10 protein-coding genes are annotated in these 12,871 nt (G+C 63.0%); 8 read left to right on the forward strand and 2 right to left on the reverse strand.

Going from position 1 to position 12,871, the window contains the following annotated elements:
- Together AC5STB_RS16805 and AC5STB_RS16810 are read right to left on the reverse strand one after the other, a co-directional pair.
- Complete coding sequence (locus AC5STB_RS16805; protein WP_495443940.1) at positions 1 to 2,184, reverse strand: mechanosensitive ion channel family protein; 2,184 nt, start codon at positions 2,182 to 2,184, stop codon at positions 1 to 3.
- Positions 2,185 to 2,664: 480 nt separating this feature from the next.
- On the reverse strand, positions 2,665 to 3,570 hold the full coding sequence (locus tag AC5STB_RS16810; protein WP_495443941.1) for a LysR family transcriptional regulator: 906 nt from the start codon (positions 3,568 to 3,570) through the stop codon (positions 2,665 to 2,667).
- A gap of 169 nt (positions 3,571 to 3,739) precedes the next feature.
- Here AC5STB_RS16810 and AC5STB_RS16815 point away from each other — a divergent pair, with 169 nt between their 5' ends.
- The 8 genes from AC5STB_RS16815 (at position 3,740) to AC5STB_RS16850 (ending at position 12,836) form a co-directional block, all read left to right on the forward strand.
- Positions 3,740 to 7,159: an indolepyruvate ferredoxin oxidoreductase family protein gene (locus tag AC5STB_RS16815; RefSeq protein ID WP_495443942.1), complete on the forward strand. Its 3,420-nt coding sequence runs from the start codon at positions 3,740 to 3,742 to the stop codon at positions 7,157 to 7,159.
- 265 nt (positions 7,160 to 7,424) lie between these two features.
- Positions 7,425 to 8,018, forward strand: coding sequence for a dimethylsulfonioproprionate lyase family protein (locus tag AC5STB_RS16820; protein WP_495443943.1), 594 nt, complete (start codon positions 7,425 to 7,427; stop codon positions 8,016 to 8,018).
- Between the two features lie 119 nt (positions 8,019 to 8,137).
- Positions 8,138 to 9,016: a lysophospholipid acyltransferase family protein gene (locus tag AC5STB_RS16825; RefSeq protein ID WP_495444617.1), complete on the forward strand. Its 879-nt coding sequence runs from the start codon at positions 8,138 to 8,140 to the stop codon at positions 9,014 to 9,016.
- A 9-nt stretch (positions 9,017 to 9,025) separates the two neighbouring features.
- Complete coding sequence (murI, locus tag AC5STB_RS16830) at positions 9,026 to 9,835, forward strand: glutamate racemase (protein WP_495443944.1); 810 nt, start codon at positions 9,026 to 9,028, stop codon at positions 9,833 to 9,835.
- Positions 9,836 to 9,948: 113 nt separating this feature from the next.
- Positions 9,949 to 10,977 (forward strand): N-acetyl-gamma-glutamyl-phosphate reductase, encoded by a 1,029-nt coding sequence (argC, locus tag AC5STB_RS16835; RefSeq protein WP_495443945.1) that lies wholly within the window; start codon positions 9,949 to 9,951, stop codon positions 10,975 to 10,977.
- 40 nt (positions 10,978 to 11,017) lie between these two features.
- Complete coding sequence (gene ccmE / locus AC5STB_RS16840; protein WP_495443946.1) at positions 11,018 to 11,461, forward strand: cytochrome c maturation protein CcmE; 444 nt, start codon at positions 11,018 to 11,020, stop codon at positions 11,459 to 11,461.
- A gap of 197 nt (positions 11,462 to 11,658) precedes the next feature.
- Positions 11,659 to 12,270: a holin-associated N-acetylmuramidase gene (locus AC5STB_RS16845; RefSeq protein ID WP_495443947.1), complete on the forward strand. Its 612-nt coding sequence runs from the start codon at positions 11,659 to 11,661 to the stop codon at positions 12,268 to 12,270.
- Positions 12,261 to 12,836, forward strand: a complete 576-nt coding sequence (locus AC5STB_RS16850) for a holin family protein (RefSeq protein ID WP_495443948.1) — start codon at positions 12,261 to 12,263, stop codon at positions 12,834 to 12,836. Before AC5STB_RS16845 ends, AC5STB_RS16850 begins: the two co-directional genes overlap by 10 nt.
- The last annotated feature ends 35 nt before the right edge of the window (positions 12,837 to 12,871 follow it).

Below are 12,871 nucleotides of genomic sequence, written 5' to 3' on the forward strand. Positions count from 1 at the left end.
TTACTTCTTTTGCCCGGCAGCACCCGCTTCCCCCTCAGCCGCCTGCTGCTGCGCGGCGCTGCTGGCGGCGGCGGCCACAGCTGCCTTTTCGGTGTCGTTCAATTGATCAGTCTCCTCCAGCCCCGGTATCGCCACCCGGACCTCGCGGCGGGCAAAGTCAATGCCGTTTTCGGCAAAGGCTGCCTTGATCCGGTTGTAGATCTCTTTGCGGATGGTGAACTGGGTGCCCGGCTTGGCCATGAATTTGCCGCGCATGATCATGCCGACATCATCGAAGTCGAAAACGCCCTGACTCTTGAACGGTTGCAGGAAGTCGTCTTTGTACAACTCGTCCGCCATCATTTCGGCACCGATCTTCTTGAAGATCTTCTTGACCTTGTTGGGATCGGTATCAAACGGCACGGTAAAGCGCAGCTTCATGATCACCCAATCGCGGCTGTAGTTGGTGAGCTTGGGGATTTCGCCATAGGGGATGGTGTTGATCGGTCCGCGGTGGTGGCGCAGCTGCATGGACCGGATCGAGATCTTCTCGACCGTGCCGCGGGTGCCTTCGACCTCGACATATTCGCCGACACGGAAGGCATCATCGACCAAAAAGAAGATGCCGGAGACCACGTCAGTCACCAGCTTCTGCGCGCCAAAACCGATGGCCAGGCCCAGAATGCCGGCACCAGCCAAAAGCGGTGCGATGTCGATGCCCAGCGCCCCGACAGCCAGCAGCCCGAAGATCACCACGATGGCAATCTGCGCGGTGACCAGCAAAAGCGGCAGCACCGTTGCCAGCCGCGAGCCGCCCGCGCCGCCGCCTTCGCCGCCGGCCTCGGCCTCTTCGCCGGAGGTCTGTTCCCTGGCGAGCCGCCGGTTGATCCACAGCGACACACCCTCATAAACCACATAGCCGACCGCAATGGTCATCAGGCAGCCGATAACATTGCCTGCGATGCCTTCGGCACCGGTGGCGATTGCCATCAGATCCAAATCCCAGGCATTGGAGATGATCATCAGCACGATGCCAGCCACCAGCACGCGGCCGATCCGGATGTAGCTGCGCTTGGTTGACTTATAGGCTTCCGCCGCCAGCTGCCCCTCGCCGGACATCGGCGGAACCAGATGCTTGACCAGCCCGCGGATGGCCGTGTCCAGCGCCGGAGCGGCCAGAAGCCAGAACATTGTTACATAGTGTGCGCCATGAACCAGCTGCGCCACCTTGCCCAGACCGATCAGTGTTCCGACCACCACCCAAGTCAGAGCGGCCACTCCAATCGCAAAATACGGATAATGATGTGCCGCGGCCTCGTCATAGCGGGTGCGGTCCGGGTCGGTGCCGCGCATCATGTCGGTCAGCCCTTCGCGCGCAGTCCAGGCGATCCAGATGATGTAAACATAGACCAGAGTATCCAGCCAATAGGCCAGGCGGATCGATTCCGGCGGCACCCCGTTGGCAGCATTGAAACGGACCGAGAAGATGGTCAGGCCGGCCAGGAAAATCAGGCCGATGGTGTGCAAATGCAGAAAGTCCGCCCAGCGGTCACTGGCGTTGACCAGCCGCCGGTCCGGCCGCTCCGGCGCCATGATGAACCTGGACACCGCGGCACCCACACGCGGCATCCAGATCAGATAGGTGACCATTGGCGCAGCAAACAGCAGCATATGCGGGTCCAGTACGGCCCGGCCCACGGAGCGGATCACGATGTAGAACACCACCAGGCCGATCATCTCGCGCAGGAAGCGGCGGCCCAGAAAGCTTAGCGCGCCACCCAGCGTGTCCGCATCGCCGCTGATGGTCTCAAGGTTGCGCCAGCGGGCGATCAGCTTGCGCACCGCATATTCAGCAGCCAGACCGATGGCCAGGGTCAGGCCAATCAGCCCCAGCATTTTCAGAACACCGCCCAATCCGCCGTGTTTCTGCACAAAGTTCCCAACCGCGCGGGCTTGGCCCTCGGGCAGCACCGGCAGTTTGCGCACCGCATCGGTGACAGGCAGCGTGAATGCGGTCCACAGCAGAACCGCCCGTTCCGTCAGCGTTGCAGGCTGTGCCGCCGCCTGCTGCCGGGCTGCCACCGCATCGAGCCGTTCCAGCAGCAGCGTCCGGACCTGGTCATCGGACATTCGGGCGACCATCTCGTGTATGGCGGCCTCGGTCAGCGGTTCAGGCAGGGCAGGCGGCTCGCTGGTCTGCGCCATGGTTGGCGTTTGCCAGGCAGCACTGAAAACAAGGACCGTCAGAACGACGCTGAAAATGCGGGCAAACCGGTGAAGGAAAGACTTCATATTAACCTCGCGCACAAAAAAACCGGGCAAATAGGGAAAACCCTGGGGCAATTGAACCGGTGAGTTGTATTCAGGTCAAAGAAAATCGTGTTTCCGGCGCAGGATACAGCAGTGGGCGCTGCCCCGCAGGCGGCTGCCGGGCCAAAAAAAAGGCCGAGCACTAAGCTCGGCCGAAGTCCAACAGGGAGGTATGAAGGGGGGGCGAAGCCGCCGCCTTCATGAGGATCATTTAGGGCTCTGGACCTGACCCTTCAAGAGGACTAACGCTAAAAGACCATCAATGCTGCTATGCGGTTTTTGCATGGCTCGCGCCGTGCGCCAGCGTCCTGCAGGACTCCAAGCCCGCGGCGCAGTCGCCGCAAGGGGCATGCTAAACTTCAGGCCGCCGCTTCTTCAGAGCTTGCCAAGCTCCTTCATGTGTTTCCGGTGGGCCATGATTTCGCCTTGCACGAAGTCGCGGAAGGCGCCCACGCGCTGAGAATGGCGCAGCTCCTCGGGGTAGGCGAGGTAAACCGGAACCTCATTCTGATGCTCGTCCGGCAGCACCTCGACCAGCTGGGGGAACTCTTCGGTCACATAGTCCGGCAGAATGCCGATGCCCAGATTGTGCAGCACCCCCTGCATCACGCCAAAGTAGTTGTTGACCGTCAGCAGCGACCCTGGATCCTGTGCCATCAGCTTCTTGCCCAGCACTGCAGCAGACCCGACCTGGGCTGACCGCTGGTTCTGACAGATCAGCCGGTGATTGGAAATGTCAGCGGATGTTTCCAGACTGCCGTGCTTCTCCAGATAGTCCGGCGTCGCATACAGCCCCATCCGAACCGTCATCAGCCGCTTGCGCACCAGATCGGCCTGGCTCGGCTCCTTCATGCGAATGGCCACATCGGCCTCGCGCATCGGCAAATCCAGCACCCGTTCCTCAAGCATCAGGTCGATCTTGAGGTTGGGGTATTGCTCGTAAAGCTTGGTCAGCCGCGGTGCCAGCCATAGGGTGCCAAAGCCAACGGTAGTGGTCACGCGCAGCTCGCCGAACACTTCCTCTTCGCTGTCCCGGATGCGGGCTGAGGCGGCCTCAAGCCGCGTGGACATAGATTGGGTGGCGTCGAAAAGAAGCTCGCCCTGCTCAGTTAGAATCAGTCCGCGCGCATGGCGGTGGAAAAGCGTCGCATTCAGGCTCTCCTCCAGCGCCCGGATCTGGCGGCTAACCGCGGATTGCGACAGATTAAGCTTGTCGCCAGCATGGGTCAGACTGCCCGCATCGGCCACTGCGTGAAATATTCTGAGCTTATCCCAATCCATATACGTTACTTTCTGTCCGTTCGGGGCCGACTGTATGAAATCTTAGTTATGTATCAGTTTTCCCAGCGCAAGCGAGCAAAAACGAAAAAAATACGGCTATTCAGGTCAGCAATTATGACCTATTCTTGGTGTCAGAAAGTGCAAGCTAATCCCGGTTGAGGAGGCCACGATGAGCACGCCCAAGATCACACTCAATGACAAATACGACCTGACCAAATCCCCTGTGCTGCTGAACGGCACCCAGGCGCTGGTGCGGCTGATGCTAATGCAGAAGCACCGCGACATGGCGGCAGGTCTCAACACCGCCGGGCTTGTCACCGGTTACCGCGGTTCGCCGCTGGGGGCAGTGGACCTGCAGATGGCCCGCGCTGAAAAGCAGTTGAAAGAGGCTGACGTCACCTTTCAGTACGGCCTGAACGAGGACCTGGCGGTCACCGCGCTCTGGGGTGCGCAGCAGGCCGAGGTGCGCGGCGAAGGCAAATACGATGGCGTCTTTGGCCTGTGGTACGGCAAAGGGCCGGGTGTTGACCGCTCCGGCGATGCGATCCGTCACGCAAACATGGCCGGTTCCTCCAAGCACGGCGGCGTGCTCTTGGCGATGGGCGACGACCACACCGGTGAAAGCTCCACGGTGCTGCACCAGTCGGAATGGTCGCTGTTGGACTGCTACCTTCCCATCGTCAGCCCGGCCGGCGTACAGGAAATCCTGGATTACGGCATCTACGGTTACGCGCTCAGCCGCTTCTCCGGCCTCTGGACCGGTCTCAAGACCATGAAGGACACCATCGAGGTGACCTCGGTCGTCGATGCCCGTCCCGAGCGCATGCAGCTGGTCACCCCGGAATTCGACATGCCGGCCGATGGTCTGAACATTCGCCTGGATGACGACCGCTTCCGCCAGGAAAACCGCATCATCGACTATAAACGCTTTGCGGCAGAGGCCTTCAGCCATGCCAACAAGATGGACAAGCGCATGTGGGGCAAGCCCGGCGCCAAGATCGGTTTTGTTGCTGCGGGTAAGAACTGGCTCGACCTGGTGCACGCGCTGAAGCTCTTGAACATTGACGAAAACATGGCGGAGCGCCTTGGCATCACCACCTACAAGGTGGGCCAGACCTGGCCGATGGACATGAAGGGCTTCCACGACTGGGCCCAGGACCTGGACCTGATCGTCGTCGTCGAGGAAAAGCGCAAGCTGATCGAGATTCAGATCAAGGAAGCCATCTTTGACGACCGCCAGGGCCGCCGCGTCTACGGCTGGTACAAGGGCGGCGCCGGCAGCATGCACCGCGAGGAGCTGTTCCCGACCCGTTACGCGCTCGACCCGATCATGATCGCCGAGAAACTGGGCGGAATCCTGATCGAGGAGGGCCGCGAGACCGAGGCGATCCGCGCCGGCATGGAGGCGCTGGGAGAAGCCCGCCGCGCCGACAACGCTGAGGAAATCGCCACCCGCCTGCCGTATTTCTGCTCCGGCTGTCCGCACAACAGCTCGACCCGCCTGCCGGACGGCTCCCGCGCCTATGCCGGTATCGGCTGCCACTTCATGGTGCAGTGGATGGACCGCGAGACCACCGGCTTCACCCATATGGGCGGCGAGGGCGTCAACTGGGTCGGCGAGGCGCCGTTCTCCAAGCGCAAGCATGTGTTCCAGAACCTGGGCGACGGCACTTACAACCACTCCGGCGTGCAGGCGATCCGGGCGGCGCTCGCCGAAGGCACCAACATCACCTACAAGATCCTCTACAATGATGCGGTGGCAATGACCGGCGGCCAGCAGGCCGAGGGCGGGCTGACGGCCCAGCAGATCGCGCATGAGCTGAAGGCGATGGGGGTCAAGACCATGGCCGTGGTCTACGACGAGAAGGAGGATGTGGACGCCTCCTTGTTCCCCTCCGGCATGCGGATGCATGAACGCGCCGAAATGATGAAGATCCAGCGTGAGTTTGAACAGGTCGAGGGCGTTTCCGCCATCATCTACATCCAGACCTGCGCCGCCGAAAAACGCCGCCGCCGCAAGAAGGGCCAGTTCCCGGATCCGGACCAGCGGGTGTTTATCAACACCGACGTCTGCGAAGGCTGCGGCGATTGCGGGGTGCAGTCGAACTGCGTTTCCATCGTGCCCAAAGACACCGAACTGGGACGTAAGCGCGCCATCGACCAGTCCTCCTGCAACAAGGACTTTTCCTGCGTCAACGGCTTCTGCCCGTCCTTTGTGACGGTGGAAGGCGCCAAGATCCGCAAGGAAGCGACCGCCGACATCGACCTGCCGGATCTGCCGAAACCCGCACTGCCGGCAATCGACGGCACCCATAACGTGGTGATCACCGGCGTCGGCGGTACCGGCGTGGTGACCATCGGCGCGGTGCTGGCGCAGGCGGCGCAGATCGATGGCAAAGGCGCCGGGCTGATGGAAATGGCCGGCCTCGCGCAAAAGGGCGGCGCGGTGCACATCCACTGCCGGATCGCCAGCAATCCCGATGACATTTCGGCAATCCGCGTTGCCACCGGCGAAGCGCATGCGCTGATCGGCGGCGACCTTGTGGTCAGCGCCGGCTCCAAGACCCTGGGCCTGACCACCACCGGCCAGACCGGCGCGGTTGTGAACAGCCACGAGATCATCACCGGCGAATTCACCAAGGACACTGAGTTCAAGGTGCCGGTGGACCGTCTGGAGGTGGCCTTGCAGGCCCGCCTGCGCGACCGGCTGGACCTATTCGATGCCTCCGAGCTGGCCCGCGCCACCATGGGCGATTCAATCTTCTCGAACATGATGGTGTTCGGCGGTGCCTGGCAGAAGGGCCTGATCCCGGTCAGCCACGAGGCGATCGAACAGGCGATCGAGATGAACGGCGCCGCGGTAGAGCGCAACAAGCGCGCCTTCGATATCGGCCGCTGGGCTGTGCTGCACCCGGAGGAAGCCGCCAAGCTGATCCAGCCGAAGGCCGCGTCAGCGCCGAAGACGCTGGAGGAAAGGATCGCCTTCCGCACCGATCACCTGGTGGCCTACCAGGGCAAGGGCCTGGCCAAGCGCTATGCCAAGCTGCTGGACGGCATCAGCGATCCTGCCCTCAAGGAAGCAGTGGCGAAGGGCTACCACAAGCTGCTGTCCTATAAGGACGAATACGAAGTTGCCCGCCTGCTGCTCGACAGCCGCGCCAAGGCGGAGGCGGAGTTCGAGGGCGACCTCAAACTGTCCTACCACCTGGCTCCGCCGATGCTGACCGGCACCGACCCGGACGGCCGCCCGAAGAAGCGCAAGTTCGGAGCGGGCATGGAACGCTGGTTCCGCCTGCTGGCCAAGCTGAAGTCCCTGCGCGGCACGCCGCTCGACGTCTTCGGCTACACCGAAGAGCGTAAGATGGAGCGCGCGCTGATCAAGCAGTATGAGGCCGACATGCAGGAATGGCTGCCCAAGGCCGGCCCGGAAATCCTGGAGCCGCTCCTGGCACTGGCAGAGCTGCCGCTGCAAATCCGCGGCTTCGGCCCGGTCAAGATGGCGAACGAGCAGAAGGCTGCCAAACGCCGCGAAGAGCTGCTGGCCGCGCTGCGCCAGGGCGGCGTGCCGGTCAAACAGGCGGCAGAGTAACAACAGGGCAGGGCGGGGCACTCCCGCCTGCCTTGACCCTTTCAAAGAAAGGCCCAAAACAGTTGGGCCCGGCGCCGCGCTGACGCGCGGCGTTGGCCGTTCTGCCTCTTGGGACACGGCCTCTTTGGACACGGCCGCTTGCAGATTTCTGCTGCAGCGGTCGCTTTCAGCCCATTTTCCAGCGATTGCAGCGCGCCTTTTGGCGCGCCGCTCTTAGGCTCTGCCCGGATTGCATGTTCTTGCTGCACCGGAAAGGAGCCGTCCAATGTCCCTCACACAGGCCTTGCAAGCTGCCCGCGTCCTGCACGCAAAACTGCCCGCCTTGCGGGAGTTCGCCCCCTGGCCCAGCGATATGGAGCCCGCCGGGCTGGCCCCCGCGGCAATGCCCGCACAAGACCAGGTTGCGGGGTTCGAACAGCCAGGCACGGCTGAAACCCAGCCCCTGATCAACGCGTTGCGCACCGCGGCGGGCCAGGCGCATTGGACGCAGACCTACACCGAGGCCGAGGTGGGCGCGCATTTCCTGCAGAACTACGGCTATTTTGAGCTGTTCGGCCCGACCGGTCATTTCCGCACCACCCAGCTGCGCGGCTATATCGCCTATTGGGGCGCCGGGCTGAACTACGGCTGGCACAGCCACGAGGCGGAAGAGCTGTATGTGGTTCTGGGCGGCGGCGCGCAGTTCCTGACAGACGAAAACGACGGGTGGCTGCAGGCGGGCGGCACACGTCTGCACAGCGGCTGGCAACCGCATGCGATGAATACAGAAGCACAGCCGATCCTGACCTATGTCCTGTGGCGCGGGGCCGGGCTGACGGGTCTGCCGCTGATGGGCAGCAGCCGGGAAGTTGCGGCCTGAACAGGAAACGGTCCCGAACGGCAGTTACTCGCAAAGCGTCACACCGCTGTTACGGATCTGTTGCATATTGTGCCTCCGGCCTTATCTGGCCGGTGACACCAGACGGAGACCCCCTGCAGATGCACGCGCAGCGCCATATTGCCCGTGATATTTCCTATGCCCATTCCGCCACCACCCGCACCGGACGCGCAATGATCCGGCTGATGGAGAACTCCACCGGGCGCCTGAAGCTGATCCGCCGGGCCGCGGGCTATGAACATGACGTTGCCGCCGGCCGCAGCTTCTGGTCTGTGATGGCAGAGCGCTACGGGCTGACGCTGGACATCGCCGGCGGGTCGCTGGCCAATATCCCCCGGGACAAGCCGGTCATCCTGATTGCCAATCACCCCTACGGCATCCTCGACGGTCTGATGATGGGCCATATACTGGCCCAAACCCGCAGCGACTTCCGTATCCTTGCGCACCAGGTGTTCCGCAAGGCCGGGGATCTGAACAAGGTGATCCTGCCGATCTCCTTTGACGAATCCAAGGAGGCCGTGCGCACCAACCTGAACACCCGCCGGGAAGCGCTCAGCTACTTGGGGCAAGGCGGCGCCATCGGCATCTTTCCCGGCGGAACGGTCTCTACCGCGACGCATCCACTGGGCCACCCGATGGACCCCGGCTGGCGCGGCTTCACCGCCCGGATGGTTGCCAAGTCCGACGCGGTGGTGGTGCCGGTGTTCTTTGACGGCCGCACCTCGCGCCTGTTCCAGATCGCCAGCCACCTGCATACCAACCTGCGCATGGGGCTCTTGATTCAGGAGTTCCGCAAACGGGTTGACACGCCGGTCCGCGTGGTGATTGGCGAGCCGATTGCCCGCGACGTTCTGGCGCCAATGGCCAAAGACACAAAAGCACTTATGGATTTCTTGCGCAAAGCGACGTATGAGCTTTCTCCAGTACCGCTCAAATCCTACGGGTATGGGTTTGAGTTCGAAGAGAAACACCGCGCGTGAGAAGGCGACATGGCTGTAGGCATCTTTGATTCAGGCCTGGGCGGGCTGACCGTCCTGGACGCGGCGCAAAAGCGTCTGCCGGATGTGGATTTCCTCTATTACGGCGACAACGAGCGCGCGCCTTATGGCGTGCGCGATGCCGAGGACGTCTATCAGCTGACCAAGTCCGCCGTGCAGGACATGTGGGACAAGGGCTGCGATCTGGTGATCCTCGCCTGCAACACCGCCTCGGCCGCCGCCCTGCGCCGGATGCAGGAGGGCGGTCTGCCTCAGGGCAAGCGGGTGCTGGGCGTGTTTGTGCCCCTCATTGAGGCGCTGACCGAGCGGCAGTGGGGCGACAACTCGCCCCCGCGCGAGGTGGAGGTGAAGCATGTGGCACTGTTTGCCACGCCTGCGACGGTCGCCAGCCGTGCCTTCCAGCGGGAACTGGCCTTCCGCGCCATCGGCGTCGACGTCGAGGCGCAGGCCTGCGGCGGCGTTGTCGACGCGATCGAGGACGGCGACATGATCCTGGCCGAGGCGCTGGTGCGTTCCCACGTCGATGCGCTGAAACGCAAAATGCCGCATCCGCAGGCCGCGATCCTTGGCTGCACCCATTACCCGCTGATGGAACAGACCTTTCAGGAGGCCTTGGGGCCGGAGGTCAAGGTGTTCAGCCAGGGCAGCCTGGTGGCCGACAGCCTTGCGGATTACCTGCAGCGTCATCCCGGCATGCAAGGCAATGGCGAAGGCGGATTTTTCACCACCGGCAATCCGGGCCGTGTCAGCGACCGCGCGACCCAGTTTCTCCGACGGGAAATCACCTTTAAGGCGGCCTGAGACCAACTGCCCGGAACCTTGTTCCAGGTCAAAGTGCTGAGGCGCAGTTTTCCCTATTTCTCTCCGCAGATGGCTGCGGAACCGGCATATCACATCGAAAGACGAGGTCTGACATGACCCATAAAGTGGCTATCCTTGGCGCTTCCGGCTACACTGGCGCCGAACTGGTGCGGCTGATTGCCCAGCACCCGAACATCGGCATCGCGGCCCTGTCCGCCGACCGCAAGGCCGGCATGACCATGGCCGAAGTGTTCCCGCACCTGCGCCATATGGAGCTGCCGGTGCTGTGTAAGATTGGCGAAATCGACTTCTCCGGCATCGACCTTTGCTTCTGCGCGCTGCCGCATAAGACCAGCCAAGAGGTAATCGCGGCCCTGCCCAAGGACCTGAAGATCGTCGATCTGTCTGCGGACTTCCGGCTGCGCGATCCGGCGGAATACGAAAAATGGTACGGCAATCCCCATGCCGCGCTGGAGCAGCAGGAAGAAGCAGTCTACGGCCTGACCGAGTTCTACCGGGAAGAGATCAAATCCGCCCGTCTGGTGGCCGGCACAGGCTGTAACGCCGCAACCGGCCAGTTTGCCCTGCGGCCGCTGATCGAGGGTGGCGTCATCGACCTGGACGATATCATCCTGGACCTGAAATGCGCCGTCTCCGGCGCCGGCCGGTCGCTCAAGGAAAATCTGCTGCATGCAGAGCTGAGCGAGGGCTGCAACGCCTACGCCATCGGCGGCACCCACCGGCACCTGGGCGAATTCGACCAAGAGTTCAGCAAGATCGCAGGCCGCCCCGTGAAGGTGCAGTTCACCCCGCACCTGCTGCCCGCCAACCGCGGCATTCTGGCGACCGTCTATGTGAAGGGCGACGCGAAGGCGATCCATGACACCTTTGCCAGGGCTTACGCTGACGAACCCTTCATTGAGCTGCTGCCCTTTGGCGAGGCGCCAAGCACCCATCATGTGCGCGGCTCCAACTTCTGCCACATCGGCGTTGCGCAGGACCGGATCGAAGGCCGCGCCATCGTCATTGCGGCACTCGACAACCTGACAAAGGGGAGCAGCGGCCAGGCCTTGCAGAACGCAAACCTGATGTTAGGTGAGGATGAAACCGAGGGTCTGATGATGGCGCCGCTGTTCCCCTGATCCGGGGGCGGCGCTGGCTTGGGCCTGATATGAGGACACCATGAAGAACCTGAAGAAACAGCGCCGTATCCAGGTCATCGCGGTTGCCGCGGTGGCCCTGATCGTTGCCACCGCCCTGATCGGCTATGCCTTGCAGGACGGGATCAACTATTTCCGCTCGCCCAGCCAGGTGATGGAAGAGCCGCCGAAGCCGTCCGAAGTGTTCCGCATCGGCGGTCTGGTGGCCGAAGGTTCGCTGCAGCGCGGCCAGGGCATGACGGTGCATTTCGACGTGACCGACGGCGGTGCCACTGTGCAGGTTGCCTATACCGGCGTGCTGCCCGATCTCTTTGAGGAGAACCAGGGTATGGTCGGCACCGGCAGCTATGTGAACGGTATCTTCGAAGCCACTGAAATACTCGCCAAACATGACGAAACCTACATGCCCAAGGAAGTCATGGACGCACTGAAGGAGCAGGGGGTGTACCAGGAGCCCGAGACCTGATCCAGCCAGTCCGGACAGAGCGCTCCCGCCCCAAAGACGCCTCCCTTACGGGGGGCGTTTTGCGTTGGGCCGGGCGCCGCGCGATGCGCGCGGCGCGGCGTCGGCCTGGGCGGGTGTTGCGTACCCGGCGTACGGTGGTGTCAGGGGATCTTAGGCCCCTTGCGGCAGTATGACCCAAACCGAAGTGGTGAGGTGACATGCAGACAGTTCAGGAAATCGCAGAACAGATCGTGGCGCGCGAAGGCGGCTTTGTGAATGATCCGGATGATCCGGGCGGCGCGACCAAATTCGGGGTGACCATCGGCACTATGAAGCGGCTGGGGCTGGATCTGACGGGCGACGGGCAGGTGGGGGTCGAGGATGTAAGACTGCTCAGCCGGGCGCAGGCAGTTGGGATTTTCATCCGCCACTACTTTGAGGCGCCCCATATCAGCAGCCTGCCGGTCTGTCTGCAGGCGACAGTCTTTGACATGTATGTGAATGCGGGCAGCAACGCGGTGCGCATCCTGCAGCGGCTGCTGTGCGAAATGGGGTTCAAGGTGGCCGTGGACGGCGCCATCGGCCCGCAGACCGCATCGGCGGCAGCGCAGGCGGCCCTGGTGGACGCAGACGCCCTGCGTGATGCCTATGGCATTGCCCGGCGCAATTATTACTTCCGCCTTGCAGACCGCCGCGTGGCCAGCCGCAAGTTTGCCCGCGCCCGTGATGGCACCAAGGGCGGCTGGATCCGGCGGGCCGAAGAGTTCATCTCCGCCCAGTACCACCTGAGCCGCCAGGCGTTTCAGCGGAGGACAGCAGCATGGGGCTGATCGCGGATATCTTCGGCATGATTTTCGGAAACCGGCGCAATGCCTTGCGGGAAACCCTTGAGGTGTTCCGCGAAAACACCGAGGCCGGCGCGGTGCGGGCGCATGAAATGCAAAACGCCGCGCTGAACCAGCTGGCAGCAGAGTTCCAGTATGGCGGCAAAAGCCGGTTCGACCGGTTCATGGACGGTATGAACCGGCTGCCGCGGCCCTTGCTGGCGCTCGGCACCCTGGCGCTGCTGATCTCGGCCCTTAGCGATCCGGTGTGGTTTGCCGCCCGGATGCAGGGTCTGGCGCTGGTGCCGGAACCGCTGTGGTGGCTTTTGGGGGTCATCGTCTCGTTCTACTTCGGCGCGCGCCACCAGGTGAAAAGCCAGGAGTTCCAGCAGGGGCTGGCTGCCAGCATGGCCCGGGTGCCGCAGGTGGCCCGGAACATCGCGGCGCTCGAACGCCTGCGGGCTGACACACCTGCCGCAGCCGGCACCGGCACTGATGCCGCCGCCCGGCTGGACGCCACCGGAACCGAGACCAACCCGGCGCTGGAGGCCTGGAAAACCCGCCGCCGCTGATCACAATTTGCCTTCTGCGGCGCCGTGGCGCGGCG

The organism is Leisingera sp. CC-HEC093 (genome assembly GCF_059429195.1).

Excerpts from the sequence above, each read along its gene's own strand:
- AC5STB_RS16805 (WP_495443940.1), bottom strand. The coding sequence starts at position 2,184 with ATGGCGCAGACCAGCGAGCCGCCTGCCCTGCCTGAACCGCTGACCGAG.
- AC5STB_RS16810 (WP_495443941.1), bottom strand. The coding sequence starts at position 3,570 with ATGGATTGGGATAAGCTCAGAATATTTCACGCAGTGGCCGATGCGGGC.
- AC5STB_RS16815 (WP_495443942.1), top strand. The coding sequence starts at position 3,740 with ATGAGCACGCCCAAGATCACACTCAATGACAAATACGACCTGACCAAA.
- AC5STB_RS16820 (WP_495443943.1), top strand. The coding sequence starts at position 7,425 with ATGTCCCTCACACAGGCCTTGCAAGCTGCCCGCGTCCTGCACGCAAAA.
- AC5STB_RS16825 (WP_495444617.1), top strand. The coding sequence starts at position 8,138 with ATGCACGCGCAGCGCCATATTGCCCGTGATATTTCCTATGCCCATTCC.
- murI (WP_495443944.1), top strand. The coding sequence starts at position 9,026 with ATGGCTGTAGGCATCTTTGATTCAGGCCTGGGCGGGCTGACCGTCCTG.
- argC (WP_495443945.1), top strand. The coding sequence starts at position 9,949 with ATGACCCATAAAGTGGCTATCCTTGGCGCTTCCGGCTACACTGGCGCC.
- ccmE (WP_495443946.1), top strand. The coding sequence starts at position 11,018 with ATGAAGAACCTGAAGAAACAGCGCCGTATCCAGGTCATCGCGGTTGCC.
- AC5STB_RS16845 (WP_495443947.1), top strand. The coding sequence starts at position 11,659 with ATGCAGACAGTTCAGGAAATCGCAGAACAGATCGTGGCGCGCGAAGGC.
- AC5STB_RS16850 (WP_495443948.1), top strand. The coding sequence starts at position 12,261 with ATGGGGCTGATCGCGGATATCTTCGGCATGATTTTCGGAAACCGGCGC.